Raw genomic sequence first — 15,302 nt, forward strand, 5'->3', positions numbered from 1 at the left:
ATACTATGAAATTCATAGCTTCTCCAGTACGCCTGTCAAGCTCTGAAGCTGATTTTGAAGCCAGATTTCAGGCCCGCCTGCATTGGAGCGCCGAGCAGGACGATGCGATCGAGCAGCGCGTGGCGAACATCCTGGCCGACGTGCGCCAGCGCGGCGATGCCGCAGTGCTGGAGTACACCGCGCGCTTTGATGGCCTGCAAACCGACCACATGGCCGCGCTGGAGCTGACCACCGCCGAGTTGCAAGCCGCTTTCGACAGCCTGCCGCCCGAGCAGCGCAGCGCGCTGGAGCAAGCCGCTGCCCGCGTACGGCGTTACCACGAATGGCAAAAAAGCCAGGGTGGCGAAACCGCCACCTACCGCGACGAGGACGGCACCCTGCTGGGTCAGAAAGTCACGCCGCTCGATCGGGTCGGCATCTACGTGCCCGGCGGCAAGGCCGCTTACCCCAGCAGCGTGCTGATGAACGCCATTCCGGCCCACGTGGCCGGTGTGGCTGAAATCATCATGGTGGTGCCGACGCCGAAAGGCGAACGCAACCCGCTGGTGCTGGCCGCCGCGCACGTGGCGGGCGTCACGCGCGCCTTCACCATCGGCGGCGCGCAAGCCGTGGCCGCACTGGCCTATGGCACCGCCATGATCCCGAAGGTGGACAAAATCACCGGCCCCGGCAATGCCTACGTGGCCAGCGCCAAGAAGCACGTGTTTGGCACCGTGGGCATCGACATGATTGCCGGCCCGTCTGAAATCCTGGTGCTGGCCGACGGCAGCACGCCGCCGGACTGGGTGGCGATGGATCTGTTCAGCCAGGCCGAGCATGACGAGTTGGCGCAAAGCATTTTGCTCAGCCCCGACGCTGCTTACATCGACCACGTGCAGGCTGAAATCGACCGCCTGCTGCCCACCATGGCGCGCGCCGAGATCATCGCCAAAAGCCTGACGGATCGCGGCGCGTTGATCCACACCCGCAGCATGCAAGAGGCGTGTGCCCTCAGCAACCGTATCGCACCCGAACACCTGGAAGTCAGCAGCCGCGAACCGCACCGCTGGGAGCCGCTGCTCAAACACGCTGGGGCCATCTTCCTCGGTGCCTACACCAGCGAAAGCCTGGGCGACTATTGCGCAGGCCCCAACCACGTGCTGCCCACCAGCGGCACGGCGCGTTTTTCAGGCCCCTTGAGCGTGTACGACTTTCAAAAACGCAGCAGCCTGATCGAGGTCAGCGCCGAAGGCGCGCAAAAACTCGGCCGCATTGCCAGTGTGCTGGCGCGCGGCGAGGGTTTGCAGGCGCATGCGGGCGCGGCTGAAATGCGGCTGAAGCGCTGAGGTGCGGCCACCAAAGTGCATCTCATCCGAGGGTTGACGTCGCACAATCGCTGCCAACTCGCGCTGCAATAATTTCGTGATGCACGAATTTCGTGTAAACTCAATTGAATGAAAAACGTCACCATTACCGTCAACGATGGCGTGCTTGAGTGGGCGCGCATCGAGGCCGCCAAGCGCGGCAGCAGCGTTTCGCGCATGGTTGGCGAGATGCTGGCCGAGAAGATGCGCCAGGACGATGCCTACGCGCAGGCCATGCGCGCAGCACTGCGCTTCGAGTCCTGGGGTGCCAGTGACGGGCCGTACCTGGGCCGCGACGAGTTGTATGAGCGCGCTCGTTTTCGTTGACACCAACGTCCACCTGTACGCGGTGGACGAGCGCGACGCTGCCAAACAAACGCAGGCGCGCGAGTGGCTGCGCTGGTGCTGGACTGAAGGAGCGGGCCGCATCAGCACCCAGGTGCTGAACGAGTTTTACAACAACGCCATCACCAAATTTCGCGCCACCATGCCGGTGCAGCAGGCGCGTGCGCAGGTGCGCAACCTGCGCCAGTGGCAGCCTCCGCACCTGGACACCTACACCATCGACGGTGCCTGGGCGTTGCAGGATCGTTATGCGCTCAGCTATTGGGACGCGCTGATCGTCTCCTCTGCCCAGCAGCAGGGCTGCAATGTGTTGTTGAGTGAGGATATGCAGCACCAACAGCACTTTGATGCGGTGCAGGTGCTCAACCCTTTCCTGGTGCGCCCTCAAGACTTGCCTGAATACCATGTCAGTTGAAGCCTTTATCCCCAACGCCGCTGCTGACCCGCTGGCCCGCATCCGCACCGACGTGCAGGGCATGCACGCCTATGCCGTGCAGGATTCGGCAGGCTTGCTGAAGCTGGACGCGATGGAAAACCCCCACCCGCTGCCACCCTCGCTACAGGCCCAGCTGGGGCAGCGATTGGGCGCGGTGGCCATCAACCGTTACCCCGGTGCGCGGCTTGATGACTTGAAAGCCGCGCTGCACACCCACGCCCAGCCGCCCGAAGGCTGGGCGCTGATGCTGGGCAACGGCTCAGACGAGCTGATCAGCCTGCTGGCCATGGCCTGCGACGTGCCGGGCGCGGCCATCGTGGCCCCGGTGCCGGGTTTCGTGATGTACGCCATGAGCGCGCAGTTGCAGGGACTGGCCTTTCATGGCGTGCCGCTGACGGCCGACTTTGCGCTGGATGAAGTGGCGATGCGGGCTGCCATTACCCAGCACCGCCCAGCCATCCTGTACCTGGCTTATCCCAACAACCCCACCGGCACGCTGTGGGATGCGGGCGTCATCCAGCGCCTGATCGATGCGCAAGGCGCTCAAGGTGGCCTGGTGGTGATGGACGAGGCGTACCAGCCTTTTGCCGCCCAAAGCTGGATCGACCATGCCCGCGCTGCGCCTGAAGCACACCGCCACGTGCTGGTGATGCGCACCCTCAGTAAATTTGGGCTGGCGGGCGTGCGCATCGGCTACATGATGGGCGATGCGGCGCTGATCGCCCAGGTGGACAAGGTGCGCCCGCCCTACAACATCAGCGTGTTGAACGCCGAGTGCGCGCTGTTCGCGCTGGAGCATGCCGAGGTGTTTGCCCAGCAGGCGGCCGACATCTGCGCCCAACGCCAGCGCCTGCTGGTCGCGCTGGGCCAGATGCCCGGGACGGTGGCCTTTCCCAGCGAGGGCAACATGATTTTGGTGCGTGTGCCCGATGCGACAAAAACCTTCGAGGGCATGCGCGCGCGTGGCGTGCTGATCAAAAACGTTTCTAAAATGCACCCATTGCTGGCCCAATGCGTGCGCCTGACGGTGGGCACCGAAAGCGAAAACACGCACATGCTGGCCGCATTGCAAGCCACCTTATGACCACCATCCCCATCCGTTCTGATCGAGTCGCCGAAGTCGCGCGCGACACGGCCGAGACCAAGATCAAAGTTCGCCTCAACCTGGACGGCACGGGCCGCGCCAGTTTGAACACCGGCATTGGTTTTTTTGACCACATGCTCGACCAAATCGCCCGCCACGGCATGATCGATCTGGACGTGCAGGCCGCAGGCGATTTGCACATCGACGGCCACCACACAGTGGAAGACGTGGGTATCACCATCGGCCAGGCGGTGGCCAAAGCCGTGGGTGACAAGCGCGGCATTACCCGTTACGGCTACGCCTATGTGCCGCTGGACGAGGCGCTGTCGCGCGTGGTCATCGATTTTTCAGGCCGCCCTGGGTTAGCGGTTGACGTGTGCTTTACCAGCGGCATGGTGGGTGGTTTCGACACCCAGTTGCTGCACGAATTCTTTCAGGGCTTTGTCAACCACGCGCAGGTCACGCTGCACATCGACAACCTGAAGGGCGTGAATGCGCACCATCAGGCCGAAACCATCTTCAAAGCCTTTGGCCGCGCGCTGCGCATGGCCCTGACGCCGGATGCACGCGCGGCGGGGCAGATTCCGTCCACCAAGGGTAGTTTATAAGCTAAATCGGCCTGTATCGCTTGTATGTAAAGCGTAGACAGCTATGAACTCAGTAGCAAACCAAACCGTTGTCGTGGTTGATTACGGCATGGGCAACCTGCGCTCGGTGGCGCAGGCGGTGATCCACGCCACCGCCGACACGCGCGTCAACGCCGTCATCACTGCTGACCCGGCCGCGGTGCGCGCCGCCCACCGCGTGGTGTTGCCCGGCCAGGGTGCCATGGGCGACTGCATGCGTGAGTTGCGCGAATCCGGTTTGCTCGAATCGGTGCTGGATGCCGCCGCGCGCAAACCGCTGTTTGGCGTGTGCGTGGGTATGCAAATGCTGCTCGACCACAGCGCTGAAGGCCGTGACGGCCAGGGCACGCCCGGGCTGGGGCTGATTGGCGGGCAAGTCATCAAGTTTGATCTGCTGGGCCACAAGCAACCCGATGGCAGTCTCTACAAAGTGCCGCAAATGGGCTGGAACCGCGTGTGGCAAAACCGCCCGCATCCGGTGTGGGGCCAAGTGCCCGATGGCCAGTGGTTTTACTTTGTGCACAGCTTTTATGCCAGGCCGCTTGACACAGCGCACAGCGCAGGCGAAACCGAATACGGCACGCGCTTTACCTCCGCCGTGGCGTGCGATAATATTTTTGCCACCCAGTTTCACCCTGAAAAAAGCGCCGATCAGGGCTTGGCGCTGTACCGCAACTTCTTGCACTGGAGTCCGTGACCACTTGCTATTGACTATATATTCAATAGCAATTCTCGCAGTTTTCATCAGCACAAAAGCTGTTTTCCTTTAGCTATCGCATCATGCTGCTCATTCCTGCCATTGACCTCAAAGACGGCCATTGCGTGCGCCTGAAACAAGGCGACATGGACCAATCCACCACCTTCAGCGAAGCGCCCGCCGAGATGGCCGCGCACTGGCTCGACCAGGGCGCGCGGCGTCTGCATCTGGTGGATCTGAACGGTGCCTTTGCAGGCAAGCCGAAAAATCTGAACGCCATCAAAGCCATTCTGACCGAGGTGGGCGATGAGATTCCGGTCCAATTGGGCGGCGGCATCCGCGATCTGGACACGATCGAAAAATACATCGACGCGGGCATCAGCTACGTCATCATTGGCACGGCGGCGGTGAAGAATCCCGGCTTTTTGCGTGATGCCTGCACCGCCTTTGGCGGCCACATCATCGTTGGTCTGGACGCCAAGGACGGCAAGGTCGCCACCGATGGCTGGAGCAAGATGACCGGGCACGAGGTGGTTGATCTGGCGCAGAAATACCAGGACTGGGGTGTGGAAAGCATCATCTACACTGACATCGGGCGAGACGGCATGCTCAGCGGCATTAACGTCGACGCCACCGTCAAGCTGGCGCAGGCGCTGTCGATCCCGGTCATCGCCTCCGGCGGGCTGGCTGGCATGGCCGACATCGAGGCGCTGTGCACGGTGGAGGGCGAGGGCATCGAGGGCGTGATCGCCGGACGGGCCATTTATTCGGGCGATCTGGACTTTGCCAAGGCGCAGGCCAGGGCCGATGCGCTGGACAGCCAAGCTTGATTGCAGCGGGCGTGGCGGCGTGTTGGCCGCTATCCTCGCCAGATACACCGCCTGATGCGCCGTCAAGGGCACCACCTGATTGGGGCGATTGAAGAAAATTTCCATACTTTATGATTAGATATTCTGCGGAATTTCTATGAAATTGAAATTTTCTTTAGTTCTTTTGGGTTTGTTTGCAAATTTGGCGTGTGCCACAGGTGCCCATGCACAAGCGGTGCTGGCTGCGCCGGTAAGTCCGGGCGAACAGGTATTGCTGGGGTTGCGCCCCGATGGCGCGCTGATTGCGCCCAAAGGCACGCCACCGGGCTACATCTATCCCACATCGGACGTGTATTACGGGCTTTATGACGTGCCTGAGCGCACTGAGATCGTGGGTGCCAACTACCCTTTCGAGGGCTGGGGGCTGGCCGACACTCTGACATCCACCGAGGGACATGCGGCGGTGACAGGCAGCACCGTGACGATTGACAGTTTTACCAGCGCAGTCAGCACGGCGACGAGCGGTGCGGGCATGTTTCGTGTGACCCACGCAGTGGCACCGGCCACGGCCAACACCTTCCGGTTTGTGGTGACGATTCACCACTTTTGATCTGGACTTGGGTGATTTGGCGGCAGGGGCATCGGTCCGCTTCAGCATGTATTACGGCGTGACGGGTACCGAATCGGCAGCGCTGGCGGAGCTGGGCAGCGCGGGTGCCAGCACTTACGCCTTGTCCAAGCCCAACCCGGCCGATACCGGTCTGCCCGATGGCGCACCGGGCGTGTCGTACCTTGGCTTCAGTGATCTGCCATGCAGCGTGGTGACACCCGTTTCAACACCTGCGCCGGTGCCTGTGAATCGACCATTCATGCTGCTGGTGCTGGCGACGCTGCTGTTGGCTGCTGGGCTGCGGCACCAGCGCCGCTAAGTGATCGCTGGGCACCTGGATTTAGGTAAGCTTCAGGGCGTGCAGCACCTGCGACTGCGTTGTATTGTTTTAGAACACGGTCGAATTCACGGCCCCTCAACCCTGATTTTTTTCAACTTTCATGCTTGCCAAACGCATCATCCCCTGTCTGGACGTGACCGCCGGTCGCGTGGTCAAAGGCGTCAATTTTGTCGAACTGCGCGATGCGGGCGATCCGGTCGAGGTGGCTGCGCGCTACAACGAGCAGGGCGCGGATGAACTGACATTTCTGGATATCACCGCCACCAGCGACGGGCGCGATGTGATCTTGCACATCATCGAGGCCGTGGCCTCGCAGGTGTTCATTCCGCTCACGGTGGGTGGCGGCGTGCGCACGGTGGACGACGTGCGCCGCCTGCTCAACGCCGGGGCTGACAAGACCAGCTTCAACTCAGCGGCCATTGCCAACCCGCAGGTGATCCGCGATGCGTCAGATAAATACGGTGCGCAGTGCATCGTGGTGGCGATTGATGCCAAGCGCCGCTTTGGCGACGATGTGATGGCGCGTGGCGAAGGCTGGGACGTGTACAGCCACGGCGGGCGCAAGAACACCGGGCTGGACGCCATTGCCTGGGCCAGACAAATGGCCGATTACGGCGCAGGCGAAATCCTGCTCACCAGCATGGACAAAGATGGCACCAAGACCGGGTTTGATCTGGAGTTGACCCGCACTGTGGCCGAGGCGGTGCCGGTGCCGGTGATCGCCTCGGGCGGCGTGGGCACGCTGGAGCATTTGGCCGACGGCGTGCAATACGGCCTGGCCGACGCTGTGCTGGCCGCCAGCATCTTCCACTACGGTGACTTCACCGTGGCTCAGGCCAAGCAGTGCATGGCCGAACGCGGTATTGCGGTGCGCGTTTGAGTCCACGTTGATGAGGCGGATGCACCTGAATGGTGAGCGTGTGCCGCGCTGCGCCCATGCGCCGCACCATCAGCGGGCGTGCCAAAAGGCAGGCTCCTGAAGCGGTACTTTTTTGGTGCATGATCGGAAGGTCTGGCGACCTGTAGCGTGGGTCGCGCTTTTTTGAGGAGTCTGAAATCTTGTTGACCACCGATCTGGAAACCTTCATGCAAGGCGTCGCCCGGCGCGATCCGCACCAACCCGAATACCTGCAAGCCGTGCGCGAGGTGATGGAAAGCCTGTGGCCTTATCTGGCCAAGCACCCCCAATACCGCGATCAAGCGTTGCTAGAGAGGTTGGTAGAGCCAGACCGGGCGATCCAGTTTCGCGTCAGTTGGGTGGACGACAAAGGCCAGACCCAGGTCAACCGCGCTTTCCGCGTGCAGCACAGCATGGCGATTGGGCCGTACAAGGGCGGCATGCGCTTTCACCCCAGCGTCAACCTGTCGATTCTGAAGTTTCTGGGCTTTGAACAAAGCTTTAAAAACGCACTGACCACGCTGCCCATGGGCGGCGGCAAAGGCGGTAGCGACTTTGACCCTAAAGGCAAAAGCGACGGCGAGGTCATGCGCTTTTGCCAAGCGTTGATCAGCGAGTTGTACCGCCATCTGGGGCCAGACACCGACGTGCCCGCGGGCGACATTGGCGTGGGTGCGCGCGAAGTAGGCTACATGGCGGGCATGCTGAAAAAAATCAGCAACAACGCCGCCTGCGTGTTCACCGGCAAGGGCATGGCCTATGGCGGCAGCTTGATGCGGCCGGAGGCCACGGGCTACGGCACGGTGTACTTTGCCCAAGAAATGCTGCACCGTGCGCACGAAGGGATGGACGGGCGGCGCGTGTCGATCTCTGGCTCAGGCAACGTGGCCCAGTACGCGGCAGAAAAAGCCATTGAGCTGGGCGCGCGTGTGGTGACTTTCTCTGATTCAGGCGGCACGCTGGTGTGCGACAAGGGCTTTACCGAGCAGCAACTGGTTGATCTGATGGACTGGAAAAACGTCAAACGTGGGCGGCTGGTCGACTTTGCTGCGCAGCAGCGCATGGATTTTCAGCCCGACGTGCGTCCCTGGCAGGTGCCGGTTGATATCGCGCTGCCCTGCGCCACGCAAAACGAGCTGGACGAGGCCGACGCCAAGACTTTGATTGCCAACGGCGTGCGCTGCGTGGCCGAAGGGGCCAACATGCCCAGCACGCTGGAGGCGGTGGAAGCCTTTTTGCAGGCAGGTACGCTGTACGCGCCGGGCAAGGCCAGCAACGCGGGTGGCGTGGCCACTTCGGGTCTGGAGATGAGCCAGAACGCCATGCGCCTGTCCTGGCACCACGCCGAGGTGGACGAGCGCCTGCACGCCATCATGAAGGATATCCACGCCAACTGCGTCAACCACGGCACCCGGGCCGATGGCAGCGTGAACTACGTGGTGGGGGCCAACGTGGCGGGCTTCGTCAAGCTGGCCGATGCCATGCTGGCGCAAGGCGTGGTTTAAGCGGGGGGCAACTGCCGGGCCGGTTAGGGGACTACGGCGGTTACAGCACCTCGCTGGCAAAGTCGGCCAGACGTGAACGTTCGCCGCGCGCCAATGTGATGTGGCCACCGTGCGGCCAGCCCTTGAAGCGGTCGACGGCAAAGGTCAGGCCGCTGGAGCCTTCGGTCAGGTAGGGCGTATCGATCTGCGCCAGGTTGCCCATACAGATGATCTTGGTGCCAGGGCCAGCGCGGGTAATCAGCGTTTTCATCTGCTTGGGTGTCAGGTTCTGCGCTTCGTCCAGAATGATCCACTTGTTCATGAAGGTGCGCCCGCGCATGAAATTCATGCTCTTGATCTTGATGCGGCTGCGGATCAGCTCGTTGGTGGCCGCGCGCCCCCACTCGCCCGCACCGCTGGCGTCGCCCTTGGCTAAAAATTCCAGATTGTCGTCCAGTGCGCCCATCCAGGGACCCATTTTTTCTTCTTCGGTGCCGGGCAAAAAGCCAATGTCCTCGCCCACGCTGACGGTGGCGCGGGTCATGATGATTTCGGTATAGCGCCGGTCGTCCAGCACCTGCGTCAGGCCGGCGGCCAGCGCCAGCAGGGTCTTGCCGGTGCCGGCGGTGCCGGTGAGGGTGACGAAATCAACCTCTGGATCCATCAGCAGATTAAGGGCAAAGTTCTGCTCGCGGTTGCGTGCGGTCACGCCCCAGACACCGTTTTTCAGGTGGGTGTAGTCCTTCAGCGTTTTGAGCACCGCTGTTTTGTCGCGGATTTCGGCCACGCGGGCGTACAGGCTGGGTTCGCCCGGGGCTTCAAAATAAACGAACTGGTTAATGTCCAGACTGACCACCGCCGGGCCGCTGACGCGGTAGTAAGTGGCGCTGCCGCTTTGCCAGCTTTCGACGGTTTTGCTCTGGCGGGTCCAGAAATCGGGTGGCAGTTGCAGCGCACCGGAATACAGCAGGTCGCCATCGTCCAGCGTCTTGTCGTTTTCGTAATCTTCGGCCGCCAGCCCCAGGGCGCGCGCCTTGACGCGCATGTTGATGTCTTTGGATACCAGCACCACCTCGCGTGGGGTGTGCTGCTTTTCCAGTGCAGCGACCACGCCCAGAATCTGGTTGTCGGCCTTGCCGGGGGGCAGGGCGGTGGGCATGGTGGCGTCCAGCGGCGTGGTCTGAAAGTACAGTTTGCCGCCCGCCGCAGTCTGGCCGGTAGACGATAGCACCAGGCCGTGTGCCATGTCAGCACCTTTAACCCCCGCCAGCGCATCGAGCAGGCGGCTGGTCTGGCGGCCGTTGCGGGCCACTTCGGTCATGCCTTTTTTGTGGTTGTCCAGCTCTTCGAGCACGATCATGGGCAAGAAGATGTCGTGCTCTTCAAAGCGGAACAGCGCCGTGGGGTCGTGCAGCAGCACGTTGGTGTCCAGCACGAACAGGCGGGTGGGGCCGGTGGCGCGTGTCCGTTTTGATTTTCCAGTGGCTGCTTTTATGGTTTTGCCTGCGGGTTGAGCGGTGGACGGTTTGACGGTCGAAGGCGTATCGCGCCGCGCGCGTGATGGTGATTGGCCTTGCGGCGGCGTGGGCACCGGTTGCAAAAGGGTGGTATCGGCCACGGTGCGGGTATCGGACACTGATGGCATGGACGGTGCTGGGCGCAACAAGGCAGAAGCCGCTGCTGGGCGTGATGCATGCCGCCGTTCGGCCAGATCGATCACGCTGGATGAAAGCCGGGTGCCGCGTTTGGTGGGGGGAGGGGGCAAAGGCATAAAGTGTGGGCGTCAATAAATCAACAGAACAAGAGGGGCGCAAGCGTTTCAGTTGCCCGCCCAAAGAAAAAGCCGCACTGGCGGCCCAGGCGGCTTTTCAAAAATGGATGGGCGCAATGACAGCGAGCACATTCCGAATCATTATGCATGAGCCAGTCACGGCCCATGCTGCAAGGCATCAGGCGGCTTTTTTCAGCAGCTTGACGGCTTTGAGTACCTCTTCCACATGGCCGGGTACTTTCAGACCGCGCCATTCCTGCACCAGAATGCCATCGGCATTGACCAAAAAGGTGCTGCGCTCAATGCCCTTGACCTTTTTACCGTACATGATTTTGTTTTTGACCACGCCAAACATGTGGCACATTTTTTCTTCGGTATCGGCGATTAATTCAAAAGGTAGTTCCAGTTTTTCCTGAAAACCTTCGTGTGATTTCATATTGTCGCGGCTGACGCCAAATACCACAGCACCGGCTTTGACAAAATTCTTGTATTTATCGCGAAACTGCATGGCCTCGGTAGTACAGCCGGGCGTGTTGTCTTTGGGGTAAAAATACAGAATCAATGCCTGACCATTGTGAGAGGTGTTGGTCACCTGAACGCCACCTGTGGCAATCGCTTCGAATTCGGGAAGGGGTTTATTGACGACGACTGCCATAAGCGCTTGATTCTCCGAAAGTTAATGCTGAAATACCGGCTGATGCGTGCCTTTTCACCAGGAAAAGCTCCAATCCATAAAACACAGGTCAAAGCACTGGTTGGATGAGCAGGGCGGCACAAGCCACCCCTTATTTTAGCCTACCCTGGCGGTGGGCTGTCCGGGCCAATCAACAAAGCCACCAGCACGCGCCTGCCTTCGCCTGCCAGAATGTTGTAGGTGCGGCAGGCGGCGGGGGTGTCCATGGTCTCGAAGCCGATGCGTGCGTCAATCAGCGGTCGCAGGCAGGCAGGTTTGGGAAAACGTAAGCGCTCACCGCTGCCAAAGAGCACCAGCTCGGGTTGGTGCTGGGCCAGCAGCGCGAAGTCGGCAGCGCTCAGGTCTTCAAAACGGTTGGGCCGCCAGGCCTGACGCTGGCCGTCGCTGTGCAGCACCAGACTGTGCTGGATGCGCTGGCCAGCCACTTCGATCCAGCCGGGGCCGTAGCCGGTGACGGCGGCACCAAATTTGTCGGGCTGGAATTTCATGGGTGCTGATCCGGGGTGAAGTCAAAGGATGTGTTCCAATTCTAGGTTTCCCCTGCAACGCCTGTCTCTGCAAGAGGTATTGACCATGAAAACGATCCAGAAGTCGGCCAAGCTGGCCAACGTGCTCTACGACGTGCGCGGGCCGATCGTGGACGCGGCCAAGCAAATGGAAGACGAAGGCCAAAAGATCATCAAGCTGAACATCGGCAACATGGCACCGTTTGGCTTTGATGCGCCTGAAGAAGTCCAGCAGGACATGATCCGCAATTTGCCCGACTCCGCCGGTTATTCGGACAGCAAAGGCATCTTCGCCGCGCGCAAGGCGGTGATGCACTACACCCAGCAGCAGGGGATTGCCGGGGTAACGCTGGACGACATTTATCTGGGCAACGGGGCCAGCGAGCTGATCCAGATGGCCACCACCGCGCTGCTCAACGATGGTGACGAATTGCTGGTGCCCTCGCCCGACTACCCGCTGTGGACGGCCGTGGCCAGCCTGGCGGGCGGCAAACCGGTGCATTACGTCTGCCGCGAGGAAGATGGCTGGATGCCCGATCTGGCCGACATGCGCGCCAAGATCACGCCGCGCACGCGCGGTATCGTGGTCATCAACCCCAACAACCCGACCGGGGTGCTGTATTCCAATGAGACGCTGCGGGGCATCATCCAGATCGCGCGCGAGCATGATCTGGTGCTGTTGGTCGACGAGGTGTACGACAAGGTGCTGTACGACGGTGTGCAACACACCGCCATGGCCAGCCTGTCGAGTGACGTGCTCACGCTCACCTTCAACTCACTGTCCAAGGCGTACCGAAGCTGCGGCTACCGCGCGGGCTGGATGGTGCTGTCCGGCCCCAAAGAGCGCGCGGGCGATTACGTTGAAGGGCTGAACATGCTGGCCAACCTCAAGCTCGGCTCCAACGTGCCGGGCCAATGGGCCATTCAGACCGCGCTGGGGGGCTACCAGAGCATCAATGATCTGGTCAAAGAAGGTGGCCGCCTGCGCCGCCAGCGCGACATCGCATATGAGCAGCTCACCGCCATCCCCGGGGTGACCTGCGTCAAGCCGCAGGCAGCGCTGTACATGTTTCCGCGTCTTGATCCCAAGCTGTATCCCATCGATGACGACCGCCAGTTTTTCATGGAAGTGCTGCGTGCCACGCGCGTGATGCTGGTGCAGGGGTCGGGCTTCAATTACCCCGACAACCAGCACTTTCGGATTGTCTTTTTGCCGCACGAGGACGACCTGCGCGAAGCCATTGCACGTCTGGCGAAATTTCTGGAGCAATACCGCCAACGCCATGCAGATGCTGCGCCGGTGCTGTCGATTGCTACTAAAAAAGAAGCTGCTCGCGCTTGATGCGACTGCGTTACAAGCCAATTTAATTCATAAACTGAAGTCATGAAGCCGATACAAATAGGTCTGATGGGCATAGGCACCGTGGGTGCTGGTGTGTTTGAGGTGTTGCGCCGCAACCAGGAAGAAATCAAACGCCGTGCTGGCCGCGGCATTGCCGTCACCATGGTGTCACGCCGTGACACCGCGCGCGCCAAGGCCATTGTGGGCGATGCGGCACAGGTGGTGGCTGATCCGCGCGACATCATCCGCAACCCCGACATCGACATCGTGGCCGAGCTGATCGGCGGCTACGATCTGGCGCGCGATCTGGTGCTCGAAGCCATTGCCGCAGGCAAGCACGTGGTCACCGCCAACAAGGCGCTGCTGGCCGTGCACGGCACCGAGATTTTTGAGGCCGCGCAGAAAAAAGGTGTGATGGTGGCGTTTGAGGCCGCCGTGGCTGGCGGCATCCCCTTCATCAAGGCGCTGCGCGAAGGACTGACGGCCAACCGCATTCAGTGGATCGCCGGCATCATCAACGGCACCACCAACTTCATCCTGAGCGAAATGCGCGACAAGGGGCTGGACTTTGACGTGGTGCTGAAAGAAGCGCAGCGCCTGGGCTACGCCGAGGCCGACCCCACCTTCGACATCGAAGGCGTGGACGCCGCGCACAAAGCCACGCTGATGAGCGCCATTGCCTTCGGCATCCCGGTGCAGTTCGACAAATGCTACGTCGAGGGCATCACCCAACTGGCAGCCACCGATATCCGCTACGCCGAGCAACTGGGCTACCGCATCAAGCTGCTGGGCGTGACCAGGCGGCGTGAAGGTCATGGGGTTGAATTGCGTGTCCATCCCACGCTGGTGCCAGCCAAACGCTTGCTGGCCAATGTGGAAGGTGCGATGAACGCCGTCGTCGTACAGGGCGACGCCGTAGGCACCACGCTGTACTACGGCAAAGGCGCGGGGGCCGAACCCACCGCCAGCGCCGTGGTGGCCGACCTGGTCGACGTCACCCGCCTGGCCACCAGCGACCCCCAGCACCGTGTGCCGCACCTGGCGTTTCAGCCTGGCCAGATGCGCGACGTCAGCGTGCTGCCGATGGACGAGGTGCTCACCAGCTACTACCTGCGCCTGCGCGTGGCCGACGAAGCCGGTGTACTGGCACGCGTGGCCACTTTGTTGGCCGACGCGGGTATCAGCATCGACGCCATCTTGCAGCGTGAAGCCGACGAAGTGGGCGGCGAAGGCAGCACCCAGACCGACATCGTCATCTTGACCCACGACGCCCGCGAAGGTGCCATGAACGCCGTGCTGGCCCAGTTGCAGGCCCTGCCCAGCGTGTTGGCACCGATTGTGCGGATTCGGAAAGAAGAACTCGCCTGACGGCACCCCCTGTGCGCCTGCGGCGCTTTCCCCGAGGTGGAAGCGCCGACCGCATCGGGCGGTCGTGCGCAGCGGCTCCTGATGTGGCCTGCTACGCGGCCTGGCAAACTGCGCATTCACACCCGCAACGCCCACTCCTCAGCCTGTTCCTCGCGCACCATCTGCTCGGCGCTGGCGGGGCGCACGGTGCGATAGGGCGGGTGCTCGGCCTCGATCACTTCGATCATGGCCGCCACCATCTCGGCCGGGTCGCTCTGGCGTTTGAGTTCGCGCTTGGGCCAGGGGGCCACGGTGCGTTCGGCCTGGTGCCACCATTGGTCAGCGCTTTCCATGCCCGTGTCGTTGAAGCCGGTGCGGTACGCACCTGGATTGACGGTGACCACCTGCACACCGTAGGACTTGAGTTCTTCACGCAGTGCCGAGCACATGCCTTCCACGGCGTGTTTTGAGGCGGCGTAGGCACCGTCAAACGGCACTTTCACCAATCCTGCAACCGACGACACCCAGACAATGCGCCCGCTGCCGCGCCGCACCATCTGTTTGGCAACCCCCTGGGCCACCGCCAGCGCCGCGAAGACATTGACTTCAAATACCGAACGCACCACCGGCAGCGGGATCTCCGTCGTCGGCCCGGATTCCATGACGCCCGCGTTGTTCAGCAGCACATCAACCTCGCGTTCCAGCGCATGCTGACGGTCGATCTCGCTGGTGACGTCGAACTTGATCACCTCCAGCGCCAGCCCATCGGCTTTTGCACGCGCGCGCAGCGCAGTCACCTGCGGCCAGATGTGGCAGCCGGCGATCACCCGGTGGCCGCGCGCCGCCAGCCCCAGAGCCACGCCCAGGCCAAAACCACTGCCTGCGCCGGTGATGAGAACGGTCTTGCTCATGATGGGTTCCTTTTCATAAGCCCCATTTTGGCCGCCACAGTGCGGCGTTGGGACCAGCG

Annotated in this window: 17 protein-coding genes; 13 read left to right on the plus strand and 4 right to left on the minus strand. The window is 61.8% G+C overall.

Translation table 11 applies throughout. The features are described from left to right. Nucleotides 1–5 precede the first annotated feature (5 nt). The 11 genes from hisD (at nucleotide 6) to gdhA (ending at nucleotide 8,693) form a co-directional block, all read left to right on the plus strand. Complete coding sequence (hisD, locus tag ACK5NW_RS05605) at nucleotides 6–1,325, plus strand: histidinol dehydrogenase (protein ID WP_416925905.1); 1,320 nt, start codon at nucleotides 6–8, stop codon at nucleotides 1,323–1,325. A 108-nt stretch (nucleotides 1,326–1,433) separates the two neighbouring features. Further along, nucleotides 1,434–1,670 carry a CopG family transcriptional regulator gene (locus tag ACK5NW_RS05610; protein ID WP_416925907.1) on the plus strand — a complete coding sequence of 79 codons (237 nt, stop codon included), beginning with the start codon at nucleotides 1,434–1,436 and terminating at the stop codon, nucleotides 1,668–1,670. Continuing rightward, nucleotides 1,648–2,103, plus strand: a complete 456-nt coding sequence (locus tag ACK5NW_RS05615) for a PIN domain-containing protein (protein ID WP_416925909.1) — start codon at nucleotides 1,648–1,650, stop codon at nucleotides 2,101–2,103. Before ACK5NW_RS05610 ends, ACK5NW_RS05615 begins: the two co-directional genes overlap by 23 nt. Continuing rightward, nucleotides 2,093–3,208: a histidinol-phosphate transaminase gene (gene hisC / locus ACK5NW_RS05620; RefSeq protein ID WP_416925911.1), complete on the plus strand. Its 1,116-nt coding sequence runs from the start codon at nucleotides 2,093–2,095 to the stop codon at nucleotides 3,206–3,208. Before ACK5NW_RS05615 ends, hisC begins: the two co-directional genes overlap by 11 nt. Next, entirely contained in the window at nucleotides 3,205–3,816 is a 612-nt protein-coding gene (gene hisB / locus ACK5NW_RS05625; protein ID WP_416925913.1) for an imidazoleglycerol-phosphate dehydratase HisB, read from the plus strand. The genes hisC and hisB overlap by 4 nt, the downstream gene beginning before the upstream one ends. Before the next feature lie 43 nt (nucleotides 3,817–3,859). Next, nucleotides 3,860–4,531, plus strand: coding sequence for an imidazole glycerol phosphate synthase subunit HisH (gene hisH, locus ACK5NW_RS05630; protein ID WP_416925915.1), 672 nt, complete (start codon nucleotides 3,860–3,862; stop codon nucleotides 4,529–4,531). An 83-nt stretch (nucleotides 4,532–4,614) separates the two neighbouring features. Beyond that, nucleotides 4,615–5,361 (plus strand): 1-(5-phosphoribosyl)-5-[(5-phosphoribosylamino)methylideneamino]imidazole-4-carboxamide isomerase, encoded by a 747-nt coding sequence (gene hisA / locus ACK5NW_RS05635; RefSeq protein ID WP_416925917.1) that lies wholly within the window; start codon nucleotides 4,615–4,617, stop codon nucleotides 5,359–5,361. A gap of 163 nt (nucleotides 5,362–5,524) precedes the next feature. After that, nucleotides 5,525–5,950, plus strand: a complete 426-nt coding sequence (locus tag ACK5NW_RS05640) for a hypothetical protein (protein ID WP_416925919.1) — start codon at nucleotides 5,525–5,527, stop codon at nucleotides 5,948–5,950. Between the two features lie 7 nt (nucleotides 5,951–5,957). Continuing rightward, on the plus strand, nucleotides 5,958–6,269 hold the full coding sequence (locus ACK5NW_RS05645; protein WP_416925921.1) for a hypothetical protein: 312 nt from the start codon (nucleotides 5,958–5,960) through the stop codon (nucleotides 6,267–6,269). A 121-nt stretch (nucleotides 6,270–6,390) separates the two neighbouring features. Next, a complete protein-coding gene (gene hisF / locus ACK5NW_RS05650) occupies nucleotides 6,391–7,170 on the plus strand; it encodes an imidazole glycerol phosphate synthase subunit HisF (RefSeq protein WP_416925923.1) in 780 nt (259 codons plus the stop codon). Between the two features lie 179 nt (nucleotides 7,171–7,349). Further along, on the plus strand, nucleotides 7,350–8,693 hold the full coding sequence (gdhA, locus tag ACK5NW_RS05655) for an NADP-specific glutamate dehydrogenase (protein ID WP_416925925.1): 1,344 nt from the start codon (nucleotides 7,350–7,352) through the stop codon (nucleotides 8,691–8,693). Nucleotides 8,694–8,733: 40 nt separating this feature from the next. Here the strand turns inward: gdhA and ACK5NW_RS05660 are convergent, their stop codons facing one another. The 3 genes from ACK5NW_RS05660 to ACK5NW_RS05670 all read right to left on the minus strand — a co-directional run bounded on the left by ACK5NW_RS05660 (nucleotide 8,734) and on the right by ACK5NW_RS05670 (nucleotide 11,625). Beyond that, nucleotides 8,734–10,443: a PhoH family protein gene (locus tag ACK5NW_RS05660; RefSeq protein ID WP_416925927.1), complete on the minus strand. Its 1,710-nt coding sequence runs from the start codon at nucleotides 10,441–10,443 to the stop codon at nucleotides 8,734–8,736. A 178-nt stretch (nucleotides 10,444–10,621) separates the two neighbouring features. Further along, nucleotides 10,622–11,098, minus strand: a complete 477-nt coding sequence (locus ACK5NW_RS05665) for a peroxiredoxin (RefSeq protein WP_416925929.1) — start codon at nucleotides 11,096–11,098, stop codon at nucleotides 10,622–10,624. A 140-nt stretch (nucleotides 11,099–11,238) separates the two neighbouring features. Next, nucleotides 11,239–11,625: an Mth938-like domain-containing protein gene (locus ACK5NW_RS05670; protein WP_416925931.1), complete on the minus strand. Its 387-nt coding sequence runs from the start codon at nucleotides 11,623–11,625 to the stop codon at nucleotides 11,239–11,241. 85 nt (nucleotides 11,626–11,710) lie between these two features. Here ACK5NW_RS05670 and ACK5NW_RS05675 point away from each other — a divergent pair, with 85 nt between their 5' ends. Both ACK5NW_RS05675 and ACK5NW_RS05680 read left to right on the plus strand, forming a co-directional pair. Next, entirely contained in the window at nucleotides 11,711–12,985 is a 1,275-nt protein-coding gene (locus tag ACK5NW_RS05675) for a pyridoxal phosphate-dependent aminotransferase (RefSeq protein ID WP_416925933.1), read from the plus strand. A 42-nt stretch (nucleotides 12,986–13,027) separates the two neighbouring features. Further along, on the plus strand, nucleotides 13,028–14,353 hold the full coding sequence (locus tag ACK5NW_RS05680) for a homoserine dehydrogenase (protein ID WP_416925935.1): 1,326 nt from the start codon (nucleotides 13,028–13,030) through the stop codon (nucleotides 14,351–14,353). Between the two features lie 116 nt (nucleotides 14,354–14,469). On the opposite strand, the gene ACK5NW_RS05685 is transcribed toward ACK5NW_RS05680, so the two are convergent. Next, nucleotides 14,470–15,246 (minus strand): SDR family oxidoreductase, encoded by a 777-nt coding sequence (locus ACK5NW_RS05685; protein WP_416925979.1) that lies wholly within the window; start codon nucleotides 15,244–15,246, stop codon nucleotides 14,470–14,472. Nucleotides 15,247–15,302 lie beyond the last annotated feature (56 nt).

Source organism: Ottowia sp. (genome assembly GCF_047975795.1).
In the GTDB taxonomy this organism is placed as follows: domain Bacteria; phylum Pseudomonadota; class Gammaproteobacteria; order Burkholderiales; family Burkholderiaceae_C; genus Ottowia.